The 25,156-nt window shown below is 63.6% G+C and carries 24 protein-coding genes; 14 read left to right on the top strand and 10 right to left on the bottom strand.

From position 1 onward, the window contains the following. Window positions 1-690: 690 nt before the first annotated feature. Together phbB and LB559_RS17140 are read right to left on the bottom strand one after the other, a co-directional pair. Window positions 691-1,416, bottom strand: a complete 726-nt coding sequence (phbB, locus tag LB559_RS17145; protein WP_013529183.1) for an acetoacetyl-CoA reductase — start codon at window positions 1,414-1,416, stop codon at window positions 691-693. Window positions 1,417-1,614: 198 nt separating this feature from the next. Then, a complete protein-coding gene (locus LB559_RS17140; RefSeq protein WP_024502944.1) occupies window positions 1,615-2,793 on the bottom strand; it encodes an acetyl-CoA C-acetyltransferase in 1,179 nt (392 codons plus the stop codon). Window positions 2,794-2,879: 86 nt separating this feature from the next. Here LB559_RS17140 and LB559_RS32900 point away from each other — a divergent pair, with 86 nt between their 5' ends. Then, window positions 2,880-3,008: a hypothetical protein gene (locus LB559_RS32900; RefSeq protein WP_255337222.1), complete on the top strand. Its 129-nt coding sequence runs from the start codon at window positions 2,880-2,882 to the stop codon at window positions 3,006-3,008. 84 nt (window positions 3,009-3,092) lie between these two features. Then, window positions 3,093-3,704, top strand: a complete 612-nt coding sequence (gene phaR, locus LB559_RS17135) for a polyhydroxyalkanoate synthesis repressor PhaR (protein ID WP_013529185.1) — start codon at window positions 3,093-3,095, stop codon at window positions 3,702-3,704. A gap of 21 nt (window positions 3,705-3,725) precedes the next feature. Here phaR and LB559_RS17130 read toward each other — a convergent pair whose 3' ends face one another. Further along, on the bottom strand, window positions 3,726-4,865 hold the full coding sequence (locus tag LB559_RS17130) for a citrate synthase (RefSeq protein ID WP_224674576.1): 1,140 nt from the start codon (window positions 4,863-4,865) through the stop codon (window positions 3,726-3,728). A gap of 91 nt (window positions 4,866-4,956) precedes the next feature. On the opposite strand from LB559_RS17130, the gene LB559_RS17125 reads away from it, so the two are divergent. The 3 genes from LB559_RS17125 to LB559_RS17115 all read left to right on the top strand — a co-directional run bounded on the left by LB559_RS17125 (window position 4,957) and on the right by LB559_RS17115 (window position 8,195). Continuing rightward, window positions 4,957-6,045 carry a citrate synthase/methylcitrate synthase gene (locus tag LB559_RS17125; RefSeq protein WP_224674575.1) on the top strand — a complete coding sequence of 363 codons (1,089 nt, stop codon included), beginning with the start codon at window positions 4,957-4,959 and terminating at the stop codon, window positions 6,043-6,045. A 187-nt stretch (window positions 6,046-6,232) separates the two neighbouring features. Then, window positions 6,233-7,015: a 3-hydroxybutyrate dehydrogenase gene (locus tag LB559_RS17120; protein WP_127369067.1), complete on the top strand. Its 783-nt coding sequence runs from the start codon at window positions 6,233-6,235 to the stop codon at window positions 7,013-7,015. 49 nt (window positions 7,016-7,064) lie between these two features. Beyond that, window positions 7,065-8,195 (top strand): patatin-like phospholipase family protein, encoded by a 1,131-nt coding sequence (locus tag LB559_RS17115; protein ID WP_224674574.1) that lies wholly within the window; start codon window positions 7,065-7,067, stop codon window positions 8,193-8,195. Between the two features lie 33 nt (window positions 8,196-8,228). On the opposite strand, the gene LB559_RS17110 is transcribed toward LB559_RS17115, so the two are convergent. Beyond that, window positions 8,229-8,825: a TetR/AcrR family transcriptional regulator gene (locus tag LB559_RS17110; protein WP_027162498.1), complete on the bottom strand. Its 597-nt coding sequence runs from the start codon at window positions 8,823-8,825 to the stop codon at window positions 8,229-8,231. A gap of 123 nt (window positions 8,826-8,948) precedes the next feature. Here LB559_RS17110 and LB559_RS17105 point away from each other — a divergent pair, with 123 nt between their 5' ends. The 6 genes from LB559_RS17105 to LB559_RS17080 all read left to right on the top strand — a co-directional run bounded on the left by LB559_RS17105 (window position 8,949) and on the right by LB559_RS17080 (window position 17,128). Continuing rightward, window positions 8,949-9,410 (top strand): (2Fe-2S)-binding protein, encoded by a 462-nt coding sequence (locus tag LB559_RS17105; protein ID WP_063169182.1) that lies wholly within the window; start codon window positions 8,949-8,951, stop codon window positions 9,408-9,410. A gap of 2 nt (window positions 9,411-9,412) precedes the next feature. Continuing rightward, on the top strand, window positions 9,413-11,686 hold the full coding sequence (locus tag LB559_RS17100) for a xanthine dehydrogenase family protein molybdopterin-binding subunit (protein ID WP_224674573.1): 2,274 nt from the start codon (window positions 9,413-9,415) through the stop codon (window positions 11,684-11,686). Further along, window positions 11,683-12,291: a hypothetical protein gene (locus tag LB559_RS17095; protein WP_063169180.1), complete on the top strand. Its 609-nt coding sequence runs from the start codon at window positions 11,683-11,685 to the stop codon at window positions 12,289-12,291. The genes LB559_RS17100 and LB559_RS17095 overlap by 4 nt, the downstream gene beginning before the upstream one ends. A gap of 155 nt (window positions 12,292-12,446) precedes the next feature. Continuing rightward, window positions 12,447-13,622 carry an efflux RND transporter periplasmic adaptor subunit gene (locus LB559_RS17090; RefSeq protein WP_013529194.1) on the top strand — a complete coding sequence of 392 codons (1,176 nt, stop codon included), beginning with the start codon at window positions 12,447-12,449 and terminating at the stop codon, window positions 13,620-13,622. A gap of 80 nt (window positions 13,623-13,702) precedes the next feature. Continuing rightward, entirely contained in the window at window positions 13,703-16,876 is a 3,174-nt protein-coding gene (locus LB559_RS17085; protein ID WP_127366518.1) for an efflux RND transporter permease subunit, read from the top strand. A gap of 93 nt (window positions 16,877-16,969) precedes the next feature. Further along, window positions 16,970-17,128, top strand: coding sequence for a DUF3309 family protein (locus LB559_RS17080; RefSeq protein ID WP_013529196.1), 159 nt, complete (start codon window positions 16,970-16,972; stop codon window positions 17,126-17,128). 57 nt (window positions 17,129-17,185) lie between these two features. Here the strand turns inward: LB559_RS17080 and LB559_RS17075 are convergent, their stop codons facing one another. Both LB559_RS17075 and LB559_RS17070 read right to left on the bottom strand, forming a co-directional pair. Next, window positions 17,186-18,145, bottom strand: coding sequence for an SDR family oxidoreductase (locus LB559_RS17075; RefSeq protein WP_127366519.1), 960 nt, complete (start codon window positions 18,143-18,145; stop codon window positions 17,186-17,188). Window positions 18,146-18,236: 91 nt separating this feature from the next. Continuing rightward, complete coding sequence (locus LB559_RS17070) at window positions 18,237-18,446, bottom strand: DUF680 domain-containing protein (protein WP_127366520.1); 210 nt, start codon at window positions 18,444-18,446, stop codon at window positions 18,237-18,239. Between the two features lie 114 nt (window positions 18,447-18,560). On the opposite strand from LB559_RS17070, the gene LB559_RS17065 reads away from it, so the two are divergent. After that, entirely contained in the window at window positions 18,561-19,469 is a 909-nt protein-coding gene (locus LB559_RS17065) for a LysR family transcriptional regulator (protein ID WP_224674572.1), read from the top strand. Here the strand turns inward: LB559_RS17065 and LB559_RS17060 are convergent. The 3 genes from LB559_RS17060 to LB559_RS17050 form a co-directional block, all read right to left on the bottom strand. After that, window positions 19,433-20,608 (bottom strand): MFS transporter, encoded by a 1,176-nt coding sequence (locus tag LB559_RS17060; RefSeq protein WP_064993272.1) that lies wholly within the window; start codon window positions 20,606-20,608, stop codon window positions 19,433-19,435. The genes LB559_RS17065 and LB559_RS17060 overlap by 37 nt on opposite strands. 118 nt (window positions 20,609-20,726) lie before the next feature. Further along, window positions 20,727-21,035: a DUF1244 domain-containing protein gene (locus LB559_RS17055; protein WP_013529201.1), complete on the bottom strand. Its 309-nt coding sequence runs from the start codon at window positions 21,033-21,035 to the stop codon at window positions 20,727-20,729. Window positions 21,036-21,046: 11 nt separating this feature from the next. After that, window positions 21,047-21,844: an N-formylglutamate amidohydrolase gene (locus LB559_RS17050; RefSeq protein WP_224674571.1), complete on the bottom strand. Its 798-nt coding sequence runs from the start codon at window positions 21,842-21,844 to the stop codon at window positions 21,047-21,049. 245 nt (window positions 21,845-22,089) lie between these two features. Here LB559_RS17050 and LB559_RS17045 point away from each other — a divergent pair, with 245 nt between their 5' ends. Both LB559_RS17045 and pyk read left to right on the top strand, forming a co-directional pair. Continuing rightward, window positions 22,090-22,578 carry a DUF1036 domain-containing protein gene (locus LB559_RS17045; protein WP_013529203.1) on the top strand — a complete coding sequence of 163 codons (489 nt, stop codon included), beginning with the start codon at window positions 22,090-22,092 and terminating at the stop codon, window positions 22,576-22,578. Beyond that, window positions 22,575-24,011, top strand: a complete 1,437-nt coding sequence (gene pyk, locus LB559_RS17040; RefSeq protein ID WP_013529204.1) for a pyruvate kinase — start codon at window positions 22,575-22,577, stop codon at window positions 24,009-24,011. Before LB559_RS17045 ends, pyk begins: the two co-directional genes overlap by 4 nt. 43 nt (window positions 24,012-24,054) lie before the next feature. Here pyk and LB559_RS17035 read toward each other — a convergent pair whose 3' ends face one another. After that, window positions 24,055-25,119, bottom strand: a complete 1,065-nt coding sequence (locus LB559_RS17035; RefSeq protein ID WP_224674570.1) for an alpha/beta fold hydrolase — start codon at window positions 25,117-25,119, stop codon at window positions 24,055-24,057. Window positions 25,120-25,156: the final 37 nt, after the last annotated feature.

Here is a 25,156-nt window from a genome sequence, read left to right as displayed (position 1 = left end):
GCTTCTGGCCTCTGGTTGTCGGGAGCGTGCCTCAAATGGCGCGTATGACAGGCGACACATAGGGATTTCGGGCGCGAAGCGAAAGCGGAATGTTCCGTCGGCAGCCAGAAGGTGGTTCTGTCAAGCTCTCAATCAGATGCGGATTAACGGATAGAACGAGTCTGGAACGAATCGGCGACGAATCAGTGACTCCTGCAGATTCAGCTTTTGTTCACGGCTATATGTGGATTTCGCGGCCGCGACACGCACCACATGCTGAATCGCTGAACTGGCCCGTTTCGTGCTAAGAGGGCATTGCCATTAACCTTTGTCGATAAACGATCACAGTGGCTTGGCATGCCTCGACCAAGGTTATGAAATTGTTGATCTTTCTTAATCCGCGTTAAGCAATTGGCAGGGGATTCAGGCTGTCGTCGTTAACGTTCAGCTCAAAGCCGGAACGAATCGGCGACGAATCAGCGATAGCGGAATTTTCCCGTTTTGTTCACCCCAATATCTTGTGTTGTGAACAGCTTATCCACCGAGAATCCACAGGCTTGGAAGCAGGTTTCGCACAGGCCGGCCGGGCCGCTGTTAACCTCTGCGTGCCGGATTGGGTCAGCAGCCGTGCTGTCACTTCGAAGGACCATGGCGCCAACGAAAACGGGCCGGCGCGCCGGCCCGTCGATCTCTGCGCCTACATCGCCGTCGTCAGGCGAAATACTGGCCGCCATTGGCCGTGATGGTCGAGCCGGTGATGAAGCCGGCATCTTCGGATGCGAGGAAGACGACGCAGCGCGCGATTTCCTCGGGCTCACCGAGGCGGCCGACAGGAATCTGCGGAATGATGCGCTCGTTGAGCACCTTCTCGTCGATCGCCTTGACCATCTCGGTGGCGATATAGCCGGGACAGATGACGTTGACAGTGATGCCGGCGCGAGCCCCCTCTTGGGCGAGAGCCTTGCTGAAACCGATATCGCCGGCCTTGGCGGCGGAATAGTTGACCTGGCCGGCCTGGCCCTTCTGGCCGTTGATCGAGGAGATGGTGATGATGCGGCCGAACTTGCGGTCGCGCATCCCGCTCCACAGCGGATGCGTCATGTTGAAGACGCCGGACAGGTTGGTGTCGATGACCTCTTTCCACTGCTCACGCGTGATCTTGTGGAACATGGCGTCGCGGGTGATGCCGGCATTGTTGACCAGCACCGAGACCGGGCCGAGATCGGCCTCGACCTGCTTGATGCCGGCGGCGCAGGCATCATAGTCGGCGACCGACCATTTGTAGACCGGAATGCCGGTCTCAGCCTTGAATTTCGCCGCTGCGGCGTCATTGCCGGCATAGTTCGCCGCAACCGAATAGCCGACGGTCTTCAATGCGATCGAGATCGCCGCGCCGATGCCGCGCGATCCGCCTGTGACGATTGCTACCTTGGTCATGCATTTCCCCTTTTTTGATATCGCCCTGTTGTCGGGCTTGGCAGGCACTGGATACAGAACGGGCGGCTAAAGCGCGTCGCGCTGAGGTAGATTCAGGCGATGCGCTTCAGATGTTTGGTTTTATACATGTCGGTGTTCCCAAAACCGCTGCGCAGTTTTGGGCGACATGCATGCACGCCGCCCGTTTAGTGACTTTCTTCAGAGTGCTTCGACACACATGGCGACGCCCATGCCGCCGCCGATGCACAGGGTAGCGAGACCCTTCTTGGCGCCGCGCCGGCGCATTTCGAAGACCAGCGTGTTGAAGACGCGAGCGCCGGACGCACCGATCGGATGGCCGATGGCGATGGCGCCGCCATTGACGTTGACGATCGAGGGATCCCAGCCCATGTCCTTGTTGACGGCGCAGGCCTGCGCCGCAAAGGCTTCGTTGGCCTCGACCAGGTCGAGATCGCCGACCGACCAGCCGGCCTTTTCCAAGGCCTTGCGCGAGGCGGGAATGGGTCCGGTGCCCATGATCTGCGGATCGACGCCGGCGGTTGCCCAGGACACGATGCGCGCCAGCGGGGTGATGCCGCGCCTCACCGCTTCCGCTTCGCTCATCAGCAGCGCGCCGGCGGCGCCGTCATTGATGCCGGAGGCGTTGGCGGCGGTTACCGTGCCGTCCTTGTCGAAAGCCGGTTTCAGCTTGGTCATGGCGTCGATCGTGGCGCCGTGGCGGATGTATTCGTCCTGGTCGACGATGGTGTCGCCCTTCTTGCCCTTGATGGTGACGGCGACGATCTCGTCCTTGAACTTGCCGGCCTTCTGCGCGGCCTCGGCCTTGTTTTGCGAGGCGAGCGCGAACTGGTCCTGGTCTTCGCGGGTGATCTGGAACTGACGCGCGACGTTTTCGGCTGTGTTGCCCATGTGGTAACCGTTGAAGGCGTCCCACAGCCCGTCCTTGATCATGGTGTCGATCAGCTTGAAGTCGCCCATCTTGACGCCGGCGCGCAGGTGCTGGGCATGCGTCGAAAGCGACATCGATTCCTGGCCTCCGGCGACGATCACCTTGGCATCGCCGATGGCGATCTGCTGCATGCCGAGCGCGATGGCGCGCAGGCCCGAGCCGCAAACCTGATTGAGGCCCCAGGCGGTGGTTTCCTTGGGCAGGCCGGCATTGATCGATGCCTGGCGGGCCGGGTTCTGGCCTTGCGCGGCGGTCAGCACCTGGCCGAGGATGACCTCGTCGACCTCGCCTGGTTCGACGCCGGCACGCGACAGCAATTCCGTGATGACGACGGCGCCGAGCTCATGCGCCGGGGTGGCGGCGAAAGCGCCGTTGAAGGAGCCGACCGGCGTGCGCGCCGCACTGGCAATGACGATGGAAGCGGACATTTTCTTCTCCAGACTTCAAGGGTGTTGCTCTGTCGTTGGGGACTTTTCTTGCCCTTTCCCAACCCCAAGTCAAACCGGAAATGGGCATGGCGCCCATGCGCCGCAAGCAGGCCATGCCTTGCCATGGCGGCCATTCGTCCATTGCTGCGCAGCATATTTTGCCTGCCATGCAGCATTTAGTGATCCCGCACTGCACAAACTGCTTGGAATTGTGAGGCTTTTGCGCATATCCTCAAAAAAGGCACAATCGTTATCGGCGGCTTACTCAGAGGCGCGCCGGTGTCCCCGGGAGGATGTAGATGGCCGCTAAAGACGATCCGATCATCATCAAGAAATACGCCAATCGCCGCCTCTACAACACCGGCACCAGCACCTATGTGACGCTCGAGGACCTCGCCGAGATGGTCAAGAAGGGCGAGGAGTTCACCGTCCAGGACGCCAAGACCGGCGACGACATCACGCATCCGGTGTTGACCCAGATCATCTTCGAACTGGAGAACAAGGACGGGCAGAACATGCTGCCGATCCCGTTCCTGCGCCAGCTCATCGCTTATTACGGTGACCAGATGCAGATGATCGTCCCGAGCTTCCTCGAACAGTCGATGCTTGCCTTTTCCAAGGAGCAGGAGCGTTTTCGCGAGCAGATGAAGGGGGCGCTCGGCAAGTCGCCGCTCGACATGATGAAGATCACCACGCCGATCAAGGCGCTGGAGGAACAGACACGCCGCAACATGGAAATGTTCCAGAATGCGATGCGGCTGTTCACGCCGTTCCCGCCTGCGGGCTCCACGCCAGCCGCTGCGACGTCGCCCGAGCCGGCCAGGAAGGAAACGCCTGACAAGCCCGACGATCTTCAGGAACTTAAGGACCAGATCGCGGCCATGCAGCGCAAGCTCGACACGATGTCCTGAGCGCCTGGCGTTCTTGCGACCTTACACCAGCACGCCCTCATAGCGGCCGCGCGGCCGGATGACACTTCCGCTTGTTATCTGTTCGACCGTGTGCGCGGCCCAGCCGACGCTGCGTGCGAGCGCGAACAGGCGGAACGGTGCATCGCGCGGCAAGCCTAGGCTGCGCGTCAGCGCGGCCAGCCCAAAGTCGATGTTGGGAAGCGCGCCGGTCGCCGCAAAGGCAGCGTCGCGCAGCGACGATAGTGTGCCGTCAACCTCGATCACCGACAGCAGCGCCGCCCCGCGGGGGTCGCCGTCAGGATAGAGCTGATGACCGAACCCCGGCAGCGGCCGGTCATGGCTGAGCCAGCGCCGGATCGTCGCATCGGCGCCATGCCGCGCCGCATCCTCCGCCAGTTGCATCACCGCCTCGCCGGCGCCGCCATGGCGCGGGCCTGACAGCGTCGCGAGCCCTGCCAGCAGGCAAGCGGCCAGCGGCGCGCCGGTCGAGGCTGCGACGCGCGCGGCGAAGGTCGACGCATTCAGTTCATGATCGGCAAGCAGGACAAGCGCACGGCGGATCGCATCGGCGCGGCCGGAATCCACCGACCAGTCCTGCGCAAGCCGCTGATGGACGGGATTTGACCCCGCCGGTGCGCCCAGCGCGGCGGCCAGCACGCCGACCGCGTGCGCGGCATCGGTATGCAGCGAGGCGGCGCTGCGCCCGAGCGACGGGCGCCCCTGGCCGGCAAGCACGGCAAGTTGCGCAAAGGCCGAGGCTCGGCCAGCTTGATGGGGTGCGTCCGGCGACGCTGCTTCGAAAGCCACCGGTTTCGGCAGAGCCCACAGAACGGCGGCGGCTTCTTCCAGTGTGGCGTGCCCGGAGAGCACTGCGGCGTCCTGCCCGCGATAGATGAGCCGACCTTGCGAGACGGTCGAAATCGCCGTTACGATCGAGGGCTCGCCCCAGGCGATGGCGCTTTCGGCGATGACTGACGGGCTGCGGCCGCGCGCCCGGCGGGTCGCCAGTGCGGCGATATCGTCGGCGCGGTACTGGCTGCGGCGCGGATCGGCGCGGTCGGGCCGCATGCCGATGCGCCCACGGCTGACATAGGCGTACAGCGTCTGCGCCCGCACCTTGAGTCTCTCCAGCGCCTCTTCCCGGGACAACCACTCGGACATATCTGCCCTGATATTGATTCTATTGATCAAGATTGATGGAAACGTTGCCCATCTCTATCTCCGATCCGGAAATGCTTCAAGGAGACAGGCTATGGCGAATGGGCTCGATGATGTGGTGGCGGCGGAAACCGTGCTTTCCGATGTGGATGGTCTTGGCGGCCGTCTGACGATCCGAGGTCATTCGCTGCCGGAGTTGGCCGGCCGTTGGAACTATGCCCAGGTGGTTAGGCTGCTGCTCGACGGCTTCTTCAACGACCTTCCCGATGATGCGCAACTGACGCGGGCGCTGGGACAGGCGCGTGCGGACGTGTTCGAACGGCTCTTGCCCTCGCTGACTTCGCTGGCGCCGCTCGATGTCTACAGCGCCATGCGCGCCGGCATGGCGCAGTTGCCGGATGGCGAGACCTTGACCGACGCCTTGCTGCTGATCGCGGCGCCCGCCGTGCTGACGCCGGCGCTGCTGCGCCTGCGGCGCGGCGAGGCGCCGATCGCGCCGGACAGCCGCACCGATCATGCCGCCGACATGCTGAGGATGCTGAGCGGCCGCGCCGCCTCGCCGGCGCTCACAAAAGCGCTCGACACCTATCTGGTGACCGTCTGCGACCACGGCCTCAACGCATCGACCTTTGCGACGCGCGTGGTCGCCTCCACGCAGGCCGGCCTGACATCCTCTGTGCTGGCCGGGCTTGGCGCGCTCAAAGGGCCGCTGCATGGTGGCGCGCCTGGCCCCGTCATCGAGATGCTGGATGCGATCCAGGCGCATGGCGATGCCGCCGGCTGGCTGCGCAACGAGATCGCGCAGGGCAGGCGCATCATGGGGTTCGGCCACCGCATCTACCGTGTGCGCGATCCGCGCGCCGATGTGCTGAAGGCCGTGGTGCGGCAACTCGGCGGCGAGGGCGAAACCGGTCGCCGGCTGGCATTTGCGGAGACCGTCGAGCAAACGGCGCTCGAGGTGCTTAGGATCGCCAAGCCGCAGCGTTCGCTGCAGACCAATGTCGAGTTCTACACCGCGCTGGTGCTGCAAGCGGCGGGCTTTCCGCCGCAAGCTTTCAGCAATGTCTTTGCCGCCGGGCGCGTGGCCGGCTGGATCGCGCATGCGCGTGAACAGCAGACGACTGGACGGCTGATCCGACCGCAGTCGCGCTATGTCGGGCCGGTGCCGGACCTGGTCGCCTGAGGTTCTTTCGGCGCCTGGCGAGCGACACCGATCCGATCAGGATCCTCCTGGTGAGCGGCCGTGTGGCCGCTCATGACGAAAATTTCATCTCGTCGAAAAATTCTGGCCGCTGTTATTGCGTCGCATTGAGCATATATGCTGCACTGCAACATAAGATCGCTCTTGCCGCAACCAGAGGATTTCGACCTTGGCCGCCAGAAAAACCGCAGTCATCACCGGCTCCACATCGGGCATTGGCCTGGCCATCGCCCAGGCGTTGGCGGCCGAAGGCCATAATGTCGTCGTCAACTCCTTCTCCGACACGGCTGCCGACCACGCCATCGCTGACGCGATCGCCAGACAGCACAAGGTGAAGACGGCCTATATCAAGGCCGACATGTCGAAGCCGGCCGAATGCCGGGCGCTGATCGCCAAGGCGGCCGAGACATTCGGTTCGGTCGATATTCTCGTCAACAATGCAGGCATCCAGCATGTCGCCCCGGTGGAAGAGTTCCCGATCGAGAAATGGGACGCCATCATTGCCATCAACCTGTCGTCGGCGTTCCACACCATCGCGGCCGCCATCCCGCTGATGAAAAAGGCCGGCGGCGGCCGGATCGTCAACATCGCCTCGGCGCATGGCCTGGTCGCGTCACCGTTCAAATCGGCCTATGTCTCGGCCAAGCACGGCATCATGGGATTGACCAAAACCGTTGCGCTCGAACTGGCGCGCGAAAAAATCACCTGCAACGCCATCTGTCCCGGCTATGTGCTGACGCCGCTGGTCGAGGCGCAGATCCCCGACCAGATGAAAGCCCATCAGATGGACCGCGAGACCGTCATCCGTGAGGTCATGCTGGACAAGCAGCCGACCAAGGAATTCGTCACGGTGGAGCAGATCGCGGCAGCGGCGGTGTTCCTGTGCTCGGACGCGGCGGCGCAGGTCAACGGCACGCATCTCTCGGTCGACGGCGGCTGGACCGCCGCGTGAGGCGCAAAACTCTCTCATCCACCCAAAGGGACAGATCAAGGACGACGCCATGACCAAGAACGGCAAGGCGGAGGAGACGAAGAAGATCAACGTAGCGCTTCAGGGCGGCGGCTCGCACGGGGCCTTTTCCTGGGGTGTGCTCGACCGGCTGCTGGAGGACGGACGGCTGGAGATATCAGCAGTGTCCGGCACCAGCGCCGGCGCCATGAACGCGGTGGCGCTGGCCGACGGATATGTGCGCAGCGGTGTCGAAGGCGCGCGGCAAAAACTTGACGATTTCTGGCGCGCGGTGGCGGCCAAGGGGCGGTTCAGCCCGGTGCAGCGCATGCCGTGGGACGTCGCCTGGGGCAACTGGTCGATCGAGAACACGCCCGGCTATCTCTTCTTCGACACCATGTCGCGGGTGTTCTCGCCCTATGTCGCCAACCCACTCGGCCTCAATCCGCTGCGCGACGTGGTGCAGCAGGAGATCGATTTCGAGAACGTCCGCGCCTGCAAGTCGATGGAACTGTTCATCTCGGCGACCAATGTCGAGACCGGACAGTTGCGCGTCTTTTCCGACGGCGAGATCGACCTCGATACGGTGATGGCCTCGGCCTGCCTGCCGCAATTGTTCCGCGCCGTCGAGATCAAGGGCGTGCCCTATTGGGATGGCGGCTATGGCGGCAATCCGGCGCTTTATCCGTTCTTCAAGACGGCCGCGACCGAGGACGTGCTTCTGGTGCAGATCAATCCGGTGGTGCGCGAGGGAACACCAAGAAGCGCCAACGAGATCCAGAACCGCATCGACGAGATCACCTTCAACGCCGGGCTGCTGCGCGAATTCCGCTCGATTGCCTTCGTCAAGGAGCTGATCGCCGCCGGCCGTCTGCCGCATGGCGAGTATCGCGACATCCGCATGCACCGCATCGATGCCGACGAGGCGTTCAAGGACCTGTCGGCGTCCTCGAAGGTCAATGCCGAATGGGCGTTCCTGACCTATCTCAGAGATCTCGGCCGCACCGCCGCCAGCGACTGGCTGGAAGAGAATTACGACGCCGTCGGCAAGCGACCGACGCTCGATCTCTCCGGCGAACTGGATGACGGCTACAAGCCGGTGCGCGGTCCGGCACCCGGCCGGCGGGTCAAGGAATTTCTTGCGGCGCGCAAGAACCCGGAGGCGGAGCGCCGGCGCGCCTGAGCGACCAATCGATGTGCATCGATTGGTCCGCAATCATGCTTTCAAGGTCAGGTCGATCACCCTGATCAGGGCAGCGGCTGCCTGCCGCTGCCCCTCCGGATCTCTGATCCGCGCCTTCATGCCTTCCAGCCCGTCGAGCAGCATGTCGGCAAGCAGTTGCGCCGACAGGCCCCTGGCCGCCAGATCGACGCCGTTCCTGGCTGCCTCGCCCTCTATCGCGGCGCCGATGTGTTGGCCAAGCCCGCCGCGCCAGCAGCCCACCAGATCGCCAAGGCTCGATTTCATGTCCAGCAATTCGGCGCCGTGCGGCGAGGCAACGACCGCGCTCATCATCGAGATAAAGGCCTCATCGATGGCTCGCATCATGCGCTCGTTGAAAGGGCCATCGCCGGCTAGGGCAAATCTTGCCGCCTCGACCGAGCGCGACAGGATCATCATGGCGATGGCGCGGAAAATGTCGGTCTTGTTCTTGAACAGGAGATAGAGCGCCGGGCGCGACATGTCGGCGGCACGGGCGATGTCGTCCATGGTGGTGCGCGAGAAGCCATAGGCCAAAAACACCTTCATCGCGCCATCCAGAATACGGGCGCGTTTGGGATCGGCGGTGGCGATGTCTTCGATCTGGTTCATCGAGCAATTCTATCCTGCAAAATCCTAATTGACAAAATGACGAAATTTGTCAATCTGTATCGGAGCGAAACGGCCGGGAGGCCGCTTCGCCCTTGGCAGTGGACGACAACAAAGGGTATCCCCATGCGCCTCACCGTCGACGGTCAGTCATTCGATATCGACGCCGATCCGGACATGCCGCTGCTGTGGGCACTGCGCGATCTCATTGGCAAGACCGGGCCAAAGTTTGGCTGCGGCATCGCCGCCTGCGGCGCCTGCACTGTGCATGTCGACGGTCAGCCGGTGCGTTCCTGTTCGTTTCCCGTCGGCGAGGTCGGCGGCGCCGTCACCACCATTGAAGGCATCGGCACGGCAGGCGGACTGCATCCGGTGCAGCAGGCATGGCTGGAGGAACAGGTCGCGCAATGCGGCTACTGCCAGGCCGGCCAGATCATGAGCGCGGTGGCGCTGCTCGATGAAGTCGCCGACCCAAGCGATGCCGACATCGACAACGCCATGGGCGGCAATCTCTGCCGCTGCGGCACCTATCCCAAAATCCGCTCGGCCATCAAGAAGGCCGCGGCGCTCAAGACGGCGGGGCTCTGACCATGGCCAGGGTCGGAAAGATCGCCCGCCGCACGTTTCTGATTGGCGCTGCCGCTGTCGCTGGCGGCGTTGCCGTCGGCTACTACTATTATCGCAAGCCGTTCCCGAACCCGCTCGAGGCCGAGCTTGGCAAGGGCGAGGCGACGTTCAACCCTTATGTGAAAATCGGCGCCGACAACACCATCACCATCGTCGCGCCGCGCGCCGAGATGGGGCAAGGCATCTCGACGACGCTTGCGGCCATGGTCGCAGAGGAACTCGACGTCGGGCTCGACCGGGTCATGGTCGAGCATGGACCGGCATCCCATGCCTATTACAACGCCGCGATCCTCGAGGAGGGCGGTCCGTTCGCCTTCTTCGATGAAAGCCTGACCGCGCAGGCGGTGCGTTCCGGTCTCGGTGTGGTCGGCAAATTCCTTGCCCTGCAGGGCACCGGCGGTTCGGCTTCGACACGCGACGGTTTTGACAAGATGCGGCAAGCGGGTGCCGCTGCCCGGCAGATGCTGGTCGCAGCGGCAGCGCAAAAACTGGGTGTCGCGGCGGCCGATCTGGAAACGGCCGACGGTTCGATCCTGTACAAGGCGTCCGGCAAATCGCTGACCTACGGCGCGGTCGCCGCGGCTGCCGCCGCGATGGCGCCGCCGGCCGAAGTCAGGCTCAAGGACCGGGCCGACTGGAAGCTGCTGGGAAAGCCGCAGAAGCGCATCGACATGCTGGCAAAGCTCACCGGGGCGCCGATCTTCGGCATCGATGTCCGGCTGCCGGAGATGGTCTACGGCACGGTCAAGATGAGCCCGCGCTTCTGGTCGAAGCCGGTCAAGGCGGACCTCTCCAAAGCCGAGAAAATGCCTGGGGTGATCAAGATCGTGCCGCTCGAGACGAATTACGGCCATGGCTTCGGTATCATCGCGAATAATACATGGGCAGCATTCAAGGCGGCCGAGGCGATCGACGCCCAGTGGTCCGATCCTGAATATCCGCTCAGCAGCGCCGCCATTTCAGATGTGCTGAAGCAGGCGCTTGCCACCAAGGGGTCGGTGATGCGCGACAATGGCGATGTCGAAACCGCCTTTGCCGACGCGCCGCGCGAAAGCATCATCGAGGCAGACTATGCCGTGCCCTATCTGGCGCATGCGACGATGGAGCCGATGAACGCCACGGCACAGTTCAGGGACGGTGCGCTCGACATCTGGTGCGGCAACCAGGCGCCGACCCTGGTGCGGCAGCTTTGCGCCAACGCGGTCGGCATCGAGCAGGACAAGATCAATGTGCACACCACCTTCATGGGCGGCGGTTTCGGCCGGCGCGTCGAGATGGACTACGCGCTGTGTGCCGCGCTGATGGCGAAGGAGACGGGCGGACGCCCGATCAAGGTGACGTGGACGCGTGAAGAAGACATGCGGCACGACGCCTATCGGCCGGCTGCTATCGGCAAGTTCCAGGCGCGGCTCGGTGACGATGGCATGCCGATCGCGGTCGACATGAAGATGGCCTCGCCATCGGTGATTGCCGGTACGCTGCGCCGGCTGTTCCCCTCGGTATCGCCGCTCGGTCCCGACAAGACCATTGTCGATGGCGCCTATGACCAGCCCTACACGATCCCGAATTATCGGGTCAGGGGTATCGCGGCGCCGGTCTCCATCCCTGTCGGCTCCTGGCGTTCGGTCGGCAGTTCGGTCAACGGCTTCTTCCATGAGGGCTTCATGGACGAGATCGCGGTCGCCGGAAAAATCAATCCGGTCGAGATGCGCAAGAGACTGATGGCCGCCTATCCCTCGGCGGTGAAGGTGGTCGAGAAAGTCGCCGCGATGGCGAAATGGGGCGAGGCGCTGCCCGCCGGCAAGGCCAAGGGCATGGCCTTCACGCTGTCCTTCGGCAGTTGGGTCGGCGAGATCGTTCAGGTGGCGGACACGCCGGCCGGCATCCGCATCGAGAAGGTGTGGATCGCCGCCGATGTCGGCACCGCGCTCGATCCCGGCATCATCGAGGCGCAGTTGATTTCCGCCGCCATCTACGGCCTTTCGGCGGCGATGGGTCAGGAAATCACCTTCGCCGACGGCATGGTCGAACAGTCGAACTTCCACGATTTCGATGCCATGCGGATCTTCCAGTGCCCGGTCTTCGAAGTCGCCATCCTGGAAAATTTCCACAAGATGGGCGGCGTCGGCGAGATCGGCACACCGCCGGCGGCTCCAGCACTCGCCAACGCCATCTTCGCGCTCACCGGAAAGCGCATCCGCACGCTGCCGCTGTCGAAAACGGTGGCCTTCGCATGAAGAAGCTCCTCATCATGCTGACGCCTGCTGCCATGCTCGTGCTCGCAGCGCCGTTTGCGATTGCGCAAGAGAGCCAGACGCCGGCGCCGGCGACCGTCGACGCGGCGAAAGGCCTGCCCGAATGGGACAAGGTCTATGCGGTGTTCTCGCATCCGCGCTGCGCCGACTGTCATGTCGCGGACGACCGGCCGCGATGGTCGGGTGCGCACTATCGCGGTACGCGCGTTCACGCCTTCAATGTCCAGCGCGGTGCTGACGGGTCGGGCTTCGGCAATCCGGGCCTGCGCTGCACGACTTGCCATTTCTCCAGCAATTCCAAGGCATTGCACGGGCCGCCCGGGGCCGAGAACTGGCATTTGGCGCCGGCCGAGATGGCCTGGTTCGGCAAATCCTCGGCCGAAATCTGCGCCCAGATCAGGGATCCCCTGCGCAATGGCAACCGCAGCTTGAAGGACATCGCGCTGCATGTTCGCGACGACAGATTGGTCGCCTGGGGCTGGGCGCCGGGGCCGGATCGTGAACCGGCTCCGGGCTCTGCCGAAGCGACCTATCAAGCGATCGAAGACTGGGCCGCGGCGGGCGCATCTTGTCCGCCGGGGCAATGATCTTGCAACTTTCAGACTATATTGCGGTGCAACTTTGATGTAGAAGCGCGCTTCGCCGATCACGGCAAATTGAACACGGCTTGGCGCGCACCCATATCGGCGACGCGCCCGCGTTATGAGGACGCTGGCCGAACCCGCAGTGGAAAACAACGACGATGCCGAGAATCAGGTTTCACAAGCTTGCAGCCATTGTTGTGCTCATTGGTTTCGCGGCGTGGATGGCGACAGGCGAGTTTTCGTCGGTCGGCAGCGTAGCCGCCAACAAAGCCAAGGCAGCCGGAGCCGAACAGGCCAAGGCGCCGGACGCGGCCAAGCCGAAGACGGCTGAAGCCGAGCCGAAGGCACCGCTGCGCACCGTTGCGGTGGTGACGCCGCCACGCAAGACCTATGCACGCGCCATCCGCATTTCCGGGCTGACCGAAGCCGACAAGCGGGCGGTGCTGGCGACGCGCGTCGCCGGTGTCATCGACAAGCTGCCTGTCAAGCAAGGCGATCACGTCAAGACGGGGGATCTGGTACTGATGCTTGCGGCGGAAGAAAAGATCTCGATGGTCGACAATGCAAAGCAGTTGGTGGTGCAGCGCCAGGCCGAGTTGGACGCAGCCTTGCGGCTGATGAAGACCGGCAATCTGCCGAAGCTGCAGCTCGACACCGCGCGCTCGAACCTGACCTCGGCGCAGTCGCAACTGGAAACGGCACAGGCCGAACTCGACCGCAACGAGGTGAAGGCGCCCTTCGACGGCGTTATCGACCGGGTGCCGGTGGAACTTGGCAGTTCCATCATGCAGGGCGGCGAGGTGGCAACCATCCTCAAGCTCGATCCGGTGATTGCCCGCGGCGAAGTCAGCGAGCGCGATCTCGGCTACCTGAAACTCGGGGACAAGGCCACCATACGGCTGGTCAGCGGCCAGACTGTCGAAGGCACCGTGCGCTACATCAGCCGCGACGCCTCTTCGGCGACCCGCACCTTCCGCGTCGAGGTTGCCGTCCCCAATGCCGACGGCTCCGTGCCGGCCGGCATGACGGCGGAAATCGCACTCAGCGCGTTGCCGACCGATGCGGTGCTGCTGCCGCGCTCGGTGGTGACGCTCGGCGACAAGGGCGACCTCGGCATCCGTGCCGTCGGCAAGGACAACAAGGTTGCGTTCTTCCCCATCGACCTCGTCGACGACACGCCGACCGGCCTGGTGCTTGGCGGCATCCCTGCCGATGCGCGCATCATCGTTGCCGGCCAGGAACTGGTGAAGGAAGGCGATGAGGTCAAGCCGGTCGAAGCCGACCAGGCAACCATCCAGAAACTGCTGGGCGAAGCGACCGCCGGCACGCAGTAGCATGGGATACGGCGGACAGACCCCGGGCGGGGACACTTGGCTGCGACGCAGCTCGTGAAATTCAAGAACAGGCGTTAGCCATGGATATCGTCAGACTCGCAATCAACAATGCCCGCCTGACCATCTCGGTGCTGGTCTTCCTGCTGCTCGCCGGCTGGGTCGCCTATCAGTCGACGCCGAAGGAAGCCGAGCCCGACGTTCCGATTCCGATGATGTATATCAGCCTGATCTATCAGGGCATTTCGCCGGAGGATTCGGAGCGCCTTCTGCTGCGGCCGATGGAAAGCAAGCTGAAGAGCCTGAAAGGCCTCAAGGAAATGCGCTCGGCCGCCTTCCAGGGCGGCGGCTATGTGCTGGTCGAGTTCCAGCCGCAGACAAATCTGGCGACGGCCTTGCAGGACACGCGCTCCAAGGTCCAGGACGGCAAGGCCGACCTGCCGCAGGCGGCCGAAGAGCCGGTCGTTACCGAAGTCAACATCTCCGAATTCCCCGTCCTCGTCGTCACCCTGTCGGGCGAATTGCCCGAACGCGTGCTGACCGCCGCCGCGCGCGAACTGCGCGACCGTATCGAGGAAGTGCCAGGCGTCCTGGAGGGCTCGTTGCAGGGTTCGCGAGACGATCTTGTCGAAGTCGTCATCGATCCGATGAAACTGTCGTCCTACGGGTTGCAACTCGATCAGCTGATCGGCGCTGTCGGGGCCTCCAACAGTCTGGTCGCCGCCGGCAATATCGAAGGCTCGGAAGGCAAATACGCCGTCAAGGTGCCGTCACTGATCGAGACGCCCGAGGACGTGGCGGCCTTGCCCGTGGTCGCCGGCCCCAATGCCGTGGTGCAGGCCAAGGACATCGCGACGATCCGCTCGACCTTCGCCGATGCCACGACGATTACGCGCCTCAACGGCAAGCCGGCCATCGCCATCGAAGTCAAGAAGCGCATCGGCGCCAATCTGATCGACACGCTCGCCAAGGTGAGGGAGGTGTCCGACGCCTACGTCAAGACGATGCCGCAAGGCATGAACGTCACCTACACCCAGGACAAGTCGGTCTTCGTCAACCAGTTGCTCGGCGATCTGCAGAACCACGTCATGATCGCCGTCATCCTGGTGTTCATCGTCATCCTCTACGCGCTGTCGGGTCGTGCCTCGCTGCTGATCGGCCTGGCCATTCCGTCGTCTTTCCTGATCGGCATCCTGCTGCTGGCGATGATGGGCTACACGATCAACATGATCGTGCTGTTCAGCCTGATCCTGGCTGTCGGCATGCTGGTCGACGATGCCATCATCGTCACCGAGTTCGCCGAACGGCGGATGAGCGAAGGCATGCCGAAGGCGGAAGCCTTCGCATTGGCCGCCAAGCGCATGGCCGGTCCGGTCATTGCCGCGACGATGACGCGCATAGCCGCCTTCTCGCCACTGCTGTTCTGGCCGGGCATCATCGGCGACTTCATGAAGTACATGCCGATCACCCTGATCGTCACGCTATCGGCCTCGATGCTCTATGCGCTGGTGTTCGCGCCGACGCTGGGGGCGATCTTCGCCAAGGCGCCGGAGCATCATGAGGATGACAATCGCGACGGCTGGTACATGGCGATCGTCAAGCAGGCGGTGCGGTTTCCGATTACGGTGGTTTTGCTGACGGTCGCTCTGCTGTTCGGCGTCGGCTTTGCCTATTCGAAATATGGCGCCGGTGTCGAATTCTTCCCCAGTGTCGAGCCCGACTACGGCCTGCTCTACGTGCACGCGCGCGGCAACCTTTCGCTGGCCGAAATGGATACGGCGACCAAGATTGCCGAAAACAGGATGCTCGGCTGGCCCGGCATCAAGTCGGTCTACACCCGCGTCGGCAAGACACAAGGCGGCGGCCAGGATGTCCCTGAAGACGTCGTCGGCGTCATCCAGTACGAATTCATAGATTGGCGCGAGCGCAAGTCGGCGAACCAGATCCTGAACGATTTGCGCGGCGTCATGGCCGGCATTCCCGGCGTCGATGTCGAGGTGCGCGTGCCGGAGGCCGGTCCGCCGACCGGCAAGCCGATCCAGATCAGGCTTTCGGCCGTCGACCCCAAGGGGCTCGACGACAAAGCGCGCGCGGTTGCGGCACGCATCGGCAAGGTGCCTGGCGTCATCGACATTTCCGACGGCCTCCCGCCGCCCGGCGTCGACTGGGCGCTCGAGGTCGACCGTGCCAAGGCAGCGCAATATGGCATCAGCCCAACCGCTGTCGGCACAGTGGTGCAACTGGTGACCAACGGGCTGAAGCTTTCGGAATACCGGCCTGCCGGCGCCGACGACGCCGTCGACATCAGGCTGCGTCTGCCGGAAGACCGGCGCACGCTGTCGACGCTCGACGAGCTCAGGGTGCAGACCTCGCAAGGCTCGGTGCCGATCTCGAATTTCGTCGTGCGCAAGCCGGAGCCGACGGTTGGTATCCTCAACCGTATCGACGGCGCGCGCACGGTGGTCGTCCAGGCAAACGTTGCCGCAGGCGCCCAGGTCGCGGCCGTGCAGGCGGAGGTCACCAAGGCTGTCTCCGGGATGGATCTCGGCAGCGGCATACGTTGGAAGCTGGCCGGCTCGAACGAAGACAGCGCCGAGGCCAGCGCCTTCCTTGGCAAGGCCTTCGGGGCGGCGATCTTCCTGATCTTCCTGGTGCTGCTGATGCAGTTCAACAAATTCACCAGCGTGCTGATGGTGCTGTCCTGCGTGGTCATGGCGACGGTTGGCGTGTTCCTGGGGCTGCTGATCACAGGCGAGACCTTCGGCATCGTCATGTCGGGCATTGGCGTCATCGCTCTGGCCGGCGTGGTGGTGAACAACAACATCGTGCTGATCGACACCTATGACCGGCTGCGCGAAGAAGGCTGGGACAAGATGGACGCGGTGCTGCAGACCTGCCGCGAGCGCGCCCGGCCGGTGGTGCTGACGGCCGTGTCGGCGATCCTCGGCGTGTTGCCGATCGCCTTCGGCCTTGGGCTGGAAATCTTCCATCACGAGACGACGATCAACGCGCCGTCGACGCAATGGTGGATTTCGCTGTCCTCGGCGATCGTCTTCGGCCTGTCCTTCGCCACCTTGCTGACGCTGGTGGTGACGCCGTCGATGCTGATGATTTTCACGCGCAGCAAGAACAGCCGCTTCTATGCGTTTTTCCGCCGGCTGTTCCGGCGCGGCAAGGGAACGGTTTCGCCGACCGACAGGCTTGGCCAGGAAGCAGGCGACGAACCGGAAATCGCCTTTCCGAAAGCCGCCGAATAGACCCCATCGCCGATTTGACCGGCAGAGGCCGCCCGGAACAACCGGGCGGCCTCTGCATTGTCTCTGAGCGAAACGTCGAAGCGAGGGCTTCTCATGCCGATCACCACCATCGTCATCATCGTCCTGATCCTTGTCCTCATCGGCGCGGTGCCGGCCTGGCCGCATTCGCGCTCCTGGGGTTATGGGCCGTCGGGTATTGTCGGCGTCGTGCTGGTGGTGCTCATGGTGTTGCTGTTGATGGGACGGCTCTGAGGCGCCCTCTCGTGGATTGTTCAGTGTGCAGAGGGGCGGCGCCCGTGATCGCGGGAGTCAGGCAGCTTTCGCAACGCCATCCACGGTGGCAATGCCGATATCGCCAAGAGCTTCAGCAACCGCCTGATCCAACGGCGTGTGCGGGATCTCGCCGACGATGCCTTCCAGCCGTATCGAAGCCAGCTGATGCGGCTCGAAGCGCAGGTAGGACATGGAGACGATCTCGCGCCACATCGCCACGAACGGGCTGCCAGCGCGCAGCACCCACCAGGGCATCGAAGTCATCTTGAGCGGACGACCAATAGCCTTCTCGGCAGCGGCCTTGATCTGCAGATCGGTGACCGCGTGGCCCGGAAAGTTCAGCGCTTCATAGAAGCCGAGCTTGTCCAGATTGCGCGCCAGCGCGACGAAACCCACAGCGAAGTCAGGCAGATAGGCCCATTCATGCACGAGCTCGACCGGGCCAGGCGCGGTGTAGATACCTTTGTTGATCTTGGCGGCAACGATCAGGTCGAACCATGATCCGCTGCCGGTGCCGCCGAAGAAATCGCCGGCCCGCAGAAGAATGGTGCGGACGCGGCTCGCGTCGGCCTCGCGACGAAACAACTCCTCCATGGCGCAGCGGATGCGGCCCTTTTGCGTGGTCGGGTGGAAGGGTGTGTCTTCCGATATCACCGCCGGCATCGGCGAGCCGTAATTGTAAACGGTGCCGGGGAAGAGATGCAGTGCGCCGTTCGCATGGCAGGCGGCCATGACATTCTGCGCCATCGGCAGGCACTTGCACCAGTCGGTGTAGATCGGGTTGAGGCCGTTGAAGACGATATCGACACCTTGCGTGGCACGGATGAGGGCCTCGCGGTCGAGAGCGTCGCCGGCAACGGCCGTGGCGCCTTTGAGTTCGGCCGGCACCTTGCCGTTGCGGGTGACGGCGCGGACCTCGTAGCCCGCGTCGATGAAGGCCTTGGCGACCACGCGGCCGAGCCGGCCACCGGCACCGAGAATTGCGATCTTGGTCATTGGAAGCACTCCTGGTTGGGATTTAGTGGTCGGTCGGGCGATCGAGATCAGCGGCAAGCGCGATTGGGATCAGCGACAGGCGCGATCGGGATCAGCGGCTGCCGAAGAGATCGCGGTTGCTGCCCTGTGTGACCGGCTTCCGGATGGCCGCATCGGGGTTGTGAATCGAAGCGGTGGCCGTGTCGTCGGTGCTGGTGGCGGCCGGCTGGCTGGCGTCGTTCGAACCAAACTTGTCGCTGCCGGCAAAAGCGGCGCTGACGGAAATGAGGGTGGCGGCGGTGGTGAGAGCGATCTTGGTCATCTGAGTTCTCCTGGTTGGTGTTTGCAGTCCGTGTTGGTGTCTGCAGCTGGAATATGGTCGCTTCGAATACGAATGGAAATTGACTAAAGGTGGCGTTATGATATTCATAAATGAATGGCAGAAATCGACTGGAACCTGATCAAGAGCTTTGTCACCGTGGCGGAATCCGGCAGCCTGTCGGCTGCCGCGCGAAAGCTTTCGGCCAGCCAGCCGACGCTTGGCCGTCACATCGGCGAGTTGGAACAGGCGCTGGGCGTCACGCTGTTCCGTCGAGGACGGCACGGCTACGAACTGACGGAGGCCGGCAGCACGCTGTTCGAACGCGGCAAGGCGGTCAGCGAGCAGGCAAGCGCCTTCTCACTCCTGGCACTGGGTTCGGTTGAGGCTATCGAAGGCACGGTGCGTATCGCCGCCAGCGAGGTCGTGGCGGCTTATGTCCTGCCTGAGATGACGATGCGGCTGGGGATCGAGGAGCCCGGCATCGAGGTCGAGATCGTCGCTTCCAATCAGGTTGAGAACCTGCTGCGTCGAGATGCCGACATCGCCATCCGCATGGTCAAGCCGGCGCAGAACGAGCTGATGGCACGCAAGGTCTGCGACATCGAGCTCTGCGCCTGCGCGGCCAAATCCTATCTCGACAGGCGCGGCCGTCCGCTGAAGCCTGCCGATCTTGTCGACCACGATCTGGTCGGCTTCGACCGCGGCGACGAGATCATCAGGGGTTTTACCCAGCACGGCATCCCCGTCACCCGGAGCAGCTTCCGCTTCAGGGCCGACAACCAGATGGTTTTGTGGGAAGCGGTGCGGGCGGGAAACGGCATTGGTCTTGGCCAGGAGCCGCTGGCCGACAGGGATCCTTTGATTGAGAAGGTGCTGCCTGACCTGCCGCTGCCAGTTCTGCCGGTGTGGCTGGCGATGCATCGCGACGTGCGTACCAGCGTGCGCATCCGCCGTGTGGTGGATTTCCTTCACGAGGAGCTGAAACGCTATTCGGCGGGTGCTGGCGCGAATTCGGCGCGGTGAGCGAGCCCGGCCATCAGCAACACGATGATCAGCAGTCCCGACATGGTGATGAAGATCGGGCCGAAGCTGGAATGCTCGGCAACGAAGCCGATCGCCGACGGCGCCACCAGTATGCCGCAGTATCCGATCGTTGTGACCACGCTCATGCCGGTGCCGGAAGACATGCCTTCCTGGTTGCCGCCGGCCGAAAAGATGATCGGCACCATATTGGCGATGCCGAAGCCGCAAAAGGCAAAGGCTGCAATGGCGAGCCAGGGCGAGGGCGCCAGGCCAGCCACCAGCATGCCGACCGCGGCTACGAGGGCCGACGCGCGTAGCGTCGTCACCGCGCCGAAGCGATTGCGTATGCCGTCGCCGAAGAACCGCGTAACCGCCATGACGCCTGAAAATCCGGCGTAGGCGAGGCCGGCGACGGCGAGATCGGCGCCGAGCTCCTGGCGCAGATACAGGGCTGCCCAGTCGAGCACGGCGCCTTCCGAGATCATCGCCAGCAACGCCATCAGCCCGATCAGATAAACCAGCGGGTTTGCCGGCAGTGCGAATTTGTGGTGCTCGGCCGCCTGCGGTCTGTCTTCGGCGAGGAGATGGCGAACGGCCACCGCGATCACCGCGAAGGCAAACGCCGTTACCGCCGCCGCGTGGACGAGGTGGCCGTAATGCTGGATGGCAAAGCCGCCGAGGCCGCCACCGGCAAAACCACCGAGACTCCAGAAGCCGTGCGAAGACGACATGACGGCGCGGGAGAGCCGCCGTTCGACCACCACGGCGTTGGCATTCATGGCAACGTCCATGCCACCGATCGAGCCGCCGAAGATGATCATGGCAACGGCCGCCAAGGGTACGTCGGGCGCCAGCGCCACGACCATGAGACCGAGGCTGCCGCACAGCGCGAACCAACGCAGTACGGTGCGCGAACCATGTCTGGAGATCAAATGGCCACACCAGGTCATCGCGACGACGGCGCCGACCCCAAACAAGAGAATCAGCAGACCGAGCGTGAACTTCGAAATCTCCAGCCGGGTCAGGAACACCGGAATCTGCGGCGCCCAGCTGCCCGTCAGGAAGCCGTTGGCGAGGAAAATGGCCGCGAGCGCCCATCGTCCGCGAATGGCAGTCAGCTTGGCAGTTGACGCGTTCATGAGGCGAATCCCGCAAGAAATGGCTTCGCGCGGCAAATTAGATCGATTCAATTTTCAGTCAAGGCTCTTTCGGGAAGCATTTTTTTGAGCCAAACACAGCCTTGAGTGATCGCCGGCCTTAATGGTCCTTGGGGCGCCTTGCCTCGAATTCGGCCTTCTTGGCGTCGGAGGCCTCGGTCTGGTTGAGCGCCTGCCATTGCGCATAAGGCATGCCGTAGACGATCTCGCGCGACTGATCCTTGGTGAGATCGACGCCCTCGGCATTGGCTGCCTCGCGATACCAGTTCGACAGGCAGTTGCGGCAGAAGCCGGCGAGGTTCATCAGGTCGATGTTCTGCACGTCGTTGCGTTCGCGCAGATGCTCGACCAGCCGGCGGAAGGCGGCCGCCTCGAAATCGCGTTGCTGCTCGTCGCTGAGTTCGGTCATCGAAACCTCCGTCATAGCGGCCCGGTGCGCGAGCCGAACATCTTCACCACATGTATATCGGGACGGCGGTCGATGGCGTCAACGATCGGCGCCAGCCGTTCGGCCCAGGCGAGCGCGCCCTTCTGGTCCGATATCAAATCCTGTCGGATCTCGATCAGCGCATGGGCGAAGCCGTTGACGATGGCGTGCTTGTACATGGTGTCGCCGCGCAGCGCGCCGTCATAGGGTTCGTTGTCGCCGACGACGAGGTTCCTGTCCTGCGCCAGCATGTCTATCAACGGCCGCGCCACGCGGTCGTCCAGGTCCCACAGGATGCCGACGTGCCAAGGACGCTGGATTCCTTGCATGGCCGGGGTGAAGGAATGCACCGAGAAGATGAAGGGCGCCTGGGCGGAAGCCTGTGCGACCGAGGCGATCATGGCGCTGACGGCGTCGTGATAGGGCCGGTAGAACCCGTCGAGCCGCCTCTCGCGCTCATCGGCAGCGATGGGGTAGTTCCCAGGTACGACCGTGCCGTCATAAAGCTGGCGAATGAGCGTCGGGTCGTCTTCGCCGCGATTGGGATCGATCAGCAGCCGCGAAAAATTGGCGAGCACCGCTGGCACGCCGAGCAGGGCAGCCAGCTCGCGCGTCACGCCCTCGACGCCGATGTCATAGGCGATGTGGCGGTCGAACTCCGCTGAGGGCAGGCCGAGGCTGCCATAGTCGTCGGGCAGGTCGCGACGGGCATGATCGCCCAACAGCACGATGCCTCGCTTGCGGTCGCCCTCGATGATGTCGAAAGGCGCGAAAACTGTGGATCGGGTCATTGGCGGGAAATGGTCTGTTCGCTGGCTTCCGGGGAGGATGCTATCGTCATTCCACGAAGACGACGCTTGCGCAATGCCGTTGTTTGGCCAAGGTTTCCCGGGAAATCTGGCACAAGTCGGCGAATTGTGCGCCGGAGCCTTTCTAAATCGATTGGAATTGGACAAAACGGTGCGTTGACATGCGCCCGGACTTTTCCGAAAAGGGGCGCAGAGAGATGCTGATGTGGTTTTGGAGGGGTTTTCGGATGAGTTCCGCCGGCGGGCAGCGCATGCGCTCTGCCTTTGCCATGCCGCTCCTCACTCTTGCCATCGGCCTGTCGGCCATGGTCGTGGCTTCGCCGGCGCGTGCCGATTTCCGCGTCTGCAACGCCACGCAGAACCTGGTTGGCGTCGGCATTGGCTATCGCGCCAAGGCCGGCTGGATCACCGAAGGCTGGTGGCACATCGAGGGATCGAGTTGCAAGACGCTGATCGAAGGGCCGCTGTCATCAAGGTTTTACTATCTTTATGCAGAAGACGCCGAACGCGGTGGACGCTGGGACGGCCCGATCAACATGTGCGTGGCTGAAAAAGAGTTCAAGATCGCAGGCGTAACCGACTGCGTCGCCCGGGGCTTTCAGCGCGCCGGATTCCAGGAATATGACACGGGCGAACAGGCAAGCTGGATGGTCCAGCTGACCGATGAGTCCACAACGGGAGGCGCTCCAGCCACCCCGGGAACAAACAGTCAATGAGACGTAGCCGCAAGGTCAAGATCCTAGCCACCATCGGTCCTGCCTCCTCCTCGGAGGAGATGCTGAAGAAACTGTTCGAAGCGGGCGCCGATGTGTTCCGCATCAATATGAGCCATACCGACCATGAACTGATGCGCACGCTGGTCGGACGCATCCGCGCTGTCGAGGAAGCCGTTGGCAGGCCGATCGGCATCCTCGCCGATCTGCAAGGGCCAAAGCTGCGCGTCGGCAAGTTCGCCAACGGCAAGGAAGTGCTGACGCAAGGCCAGACCTTCACGCTCGACGACAATCCCGAGCCCGGCACTTCGACCAGGGTCTATCTGCCGCATCCGGAAATCCTGAGCTCGGTCGAAGCCGGCCATCGCCTGCTGATCGACGATGGCAAGCTCGAGCTGAAGGCGGTGAAGAGCGACGGCAAGTCGATCGTCTGCACCGTCGTCGCCGGCACCACGATTTCCGACAAGAAGGGCGTCAGCCTGCCTGACACCGACCTGCCGGTCGGCGCGTTGACCGAGAAGGACCGCAAGGACCTCGATGCCGTGCTGGCCACAGGCGTAGACTGGGTGGCGCTGTCCTTCGTGCAACGGCCGGAGGATCTGGCCGAAGCGCGCAAGATCGCACGCGGCCGGGCGCTGATCATGGCCAAGATCGAGAAGCCGCAGGCTGTCGCCCGGCTGGCCGAAATCATCGAACTGTCCGACGCGCTGATGGTCGCCCGCGGCGATCTCGGCGTCGAGATGCCGCTCGAGGCGGTGCCCGGTATCCAGAAGCAGATCACGCGCGCCGCACGCCGCGCCGGCAAGCCGGTGGTGGTTGCAACGCAGATGCTGGAATCGATGATCACGGCACCGGTGCCGACCCGCGCCGAGGTGTCCGATGTTTCGATCGCCGTCTTCGAAGGCGCCGATGCCATCATGCTGTCGGCGGAATCGGCGGCGGGTGCCTATCCCGTCGAGGCCGTGGCAATGATGAACCGTATCGCCACCAAGGTCGAGACCGATCCGACCTATGCCGGCATCATCAACGCCCAGCGCTCCGAGCCGGAAGCGACCGGCGCCGACGCCATTTCGCTGGCCGCGCGCGAGATCGCCGAAACGCTGAAGCTGTCGGCGATCATCACCTACACCGCATCAGGCACCACGGGCCTGCGCGCCGCCCGCGAGCGGCCGCAAGTGCCTGTTATCGCGCTGTCGCCGATCCTCAACACGGCGCGGCGGCTGTCGCTTTTGTGGGGCACGCATTGCGTTGTCTCGCCCGACGCCGTCGACCTCGACGACATGGTCAACCGCGCCTGCCGCATCGCCTTCGACGAAGGCTTCGGCAAGCCGGGCGACCGCGTCATCATCACCGCGGGCGTACCGCTGCGGACACCGGGTTCAACCAACATGCTGCGCATCGCCTATATCGGGTCGGACACACAAGTCAGCCGCTAGATTCCTAAAGCGTGTCGGCTCTGAACGGTTCGGGCGACCCGCTTTAGGTCGGCGCGAGTTCGGCCTGCGGTACCTTGATATCGGCGCATCTGCCGGCGCCGTAGGCGTCGCCGGCGATGCGCGCCTCCACGGTCCTGGCCATCGCCTGCAGGTCTATATTCTTGCCGGCGACCTTCTCGATGGCGCCGACGGTCAGGTCGGGCGCGATCCAGTCTGGCTTGTGACCGAGATTGTGCACCCAGACGAGTTCGGCACCGGCTATGTCGCGCGCCAGACCGACCGAATGGATATGTGCATAGACCACCTTGTCGCGATCGCCTGAAATGACCACGGTTGGCGCCTTGATCTCGTTGTAGCGCGGTGCGGCGTCGAGGGCATAGCGATAGAGCCCGGCGACATCGGTGGCGTTGGCGCGAAAGGCTTTTGGTCGCAGCACCAGCGGGATAGAGGCCATTCCGAGATAATTGTCCGGCACCTTGTTGGGCGAGAAAACGCAGGTGGTGGCGTCGGCCATCTGCAGTGTACCGGCCGGATAGGTCAGCGTTTCGGAAAACAGCCAGCCGAGCACCGGCATGGTGGTCAGATCGTAGTACCAGGCGGTTGCGCCGCCCGGCCATGGATGGGTCGCCGGTGCGAGGAAGGCCAGTCCAAGTGTCTTGTCTGGATGCTCGCGGCCAAAGGCCGATGTCACCACGCCGCCGAAGGAATGGCCGACGATGACAGCCTTCCTGATGCCGAGATGGTCCATCAGTGCGGCAATGGTGTTGGCCTGCGCCGACGGGTTCTCGTTATGGGTGCCGCGACCCGACCAGCCGTGGCCTGGCCGGTCGAAGAACAGCATTTCGGCGCGGCCTTCGAGCAAGGGACGCAGCGGCACCATCTGGTCCCTGAGATTGGCGCTGGCGCCGTGGATGAAGACGATCGGCGGCAGCTCGGCGTTGGCGGGTGCCGGAACATGGACATAGTGGATGCGGGCGCCGTCGATGTCGGCGAACTCGCCGAGCGGCGGATCGCGGCGCTCGATCAGCCACGAGCCGACGCGGGTGACGCCGACAAAGCCGAAGACAAGCGCCATCAGGAAGGCAAGGGCGGCGTAGATCAGGTTCATGGGGGAGATACGGAGGTGGAGGGGGTAAGTTGTAGGG

It is taken from the genome of Mesorhizobium sp. BR1-1-3 (assembly GCF_020165455.1).
In the GTDB taxonomy this organism is placed as follows: Bacteria; Pseudomonadota; Alphaproteobacteria; order Rhizobiales; family Rhizobiaceae; genus Mesorhizobium; species Mesorhizobium ciceri.
Note: the sequence above shows the minus strand (reverse complement) of the source record. Positions and strands in the feature narration are given on the sequence as shown.

Coding starts and splice junctions, on each gene's coding strand:
- phbB (WP_013529183.1), bottom strand. CDS start 1,416: ATGACCAAGGTAGCAATCGTCACAGGCGGATCGCGCGGCATCGGCGCG.
- LB559_RS17140 (WP_024502944.1), bottom strand. CDS start 2,793: ATGTCCGCTTCCATCGTCATTGCCAGTGCGGCGCGCACGCCGGTCGGC.
- LB559_RS32900 (WP_255337222.1), top strand. CDS start 2,880: ATGGCGCCCATGCGCCGCAAGCAGGCCATGCCTTGCCATGGCGGCCAT.
- phaR (WP_013529185.1), top strand. CDS start 3,093: ATGGCCGCTAAAGACGATCCGATCATCATCAAGAAATACGCCAATCGC.
- LB559_RS17130 (WP_224674576.1), bottom strand. CDS start 4,865: ATGTCCGAGTGGTTGTCCCGGGAAGAGGCGCTGGAGAGACTCAAGGTG.
- LB559_RS17125 (WP_224674575.1), top strand. CDS start 4,957: ATGGCGAATGGGCTCGATGATGTGGTGGCGGCGGAAACCGTGCTTTCC.
- LB559_RS17115 (WP_224674574.1), top strand. CDS start 7,065: ATGACCAAGAACGGCAAGGCGGAGGAGACGAAGAAGATCAACGTAGCG.
- LB559_RS17110 (WP_027162498.1), bottom strand. CDS start 8,825: ATGAACCAGATCGAAGACATCGCCACCGCCGATCCCAAACGCGCCCGT.
- LB559_RS17105 (WP_063169182.1), top strand. CDS start 8,949: ATGCGCCTCACCGTCGACGGTCAGTCATTCGATATCGACGCCGATCCG.
- LB559_RS17100 (WP_224674573.1), top strand. CDS start 9,413: ATGGCCAGGGTCGGAAAGATCGCCCGCCGCACGTTTCTGATTGGCGCT.
- LB559_RS17095 (WP_063169180.1), top strand. CDS start 11,683: ATGAAGAAGCTCCTCATCATGCTGACGCCTGCTGCCATGCTCGTGCTC.
- LB559_RS17090 (WP_013529194.1), top strand. CDS start 12,447: ATGCCGAGAATCAGGTTTCACAAGCTTGCAGCCATTGTTGTGCTCATT.
- LB559_RS17085 (WP_127366518.1), top strand. CDS start 13,703: ATGGATATCGTCAGACTCGCAATCAACAATGCCCGCCTGACCATCTCG.
- LB559_RS17080 (WP_013529196.1), top strand. CDS start 16,970: ATGCCGATCACCACCATCGTCATCATCGTCCTGATCCTTGTCCTCATC.
- LB559_RS17075 (WP_127366519.1), bottom strand. CDS start 18,145: ATGACCAAGATCGCAATTCTCGGTGCCGGTGGCCGGCTCGGCCGCGTG.
- LB559_RS17070 (WP_127366520.1), bottom strand. CDS start 18,446: ATGACCAAGATCGCTCTCACCACCGCCGCCACCCTCATTTCCGTCAGC.
- LB559_RS17065 (WP_224674572.1), top strand. CDS start 18,561: ATGGCAGAAATCGACTGGAACCTGATCAAGAGCTTTGTCACCGTGGCG.
- LB559_RS17060 (WP_064993272.1), bottom strand. CDS start 20,608: ATGAACGCGTCAACTGCCAAGCTGACTGCCATTCGCGGACGATGGGCG.
- LB559_RS17055 (WP_013529201.1), bottom strand. CDS start 21,035: ATGACCGAACTCAGCGACGAGCAGCAACGCGATTTCGAGGCGGCCGCC.
- LB559_RS17050 (WP_224674571.1), bottom strand. CDS start 21,844: ATGACCCGATCCACAGTTTTCGCGCCTTTCGACATCATCGAGGGCGAC.
- LB559_RS17045 (WP_013529203.1), top strand. CDS start 22,090: ATGAGTTCCGCCGGCGGGCAGCGCATGCGCTCTGCCTTTGCCATGCCG.
- pyk (WP_013529204.1), top strand. CDS start 22,575: ATGAGACGTAGCCGCAAGGTCAAGATCCTAGCCACCATCGGTCCTGCC.
- LB559_RS17035 (WP_224674570.1), bottom strand. CDS start 25,119: ATGAACCTGATCTACGCCGCCCTTGCCTTCCTGATGGCGCTTGTCTTC.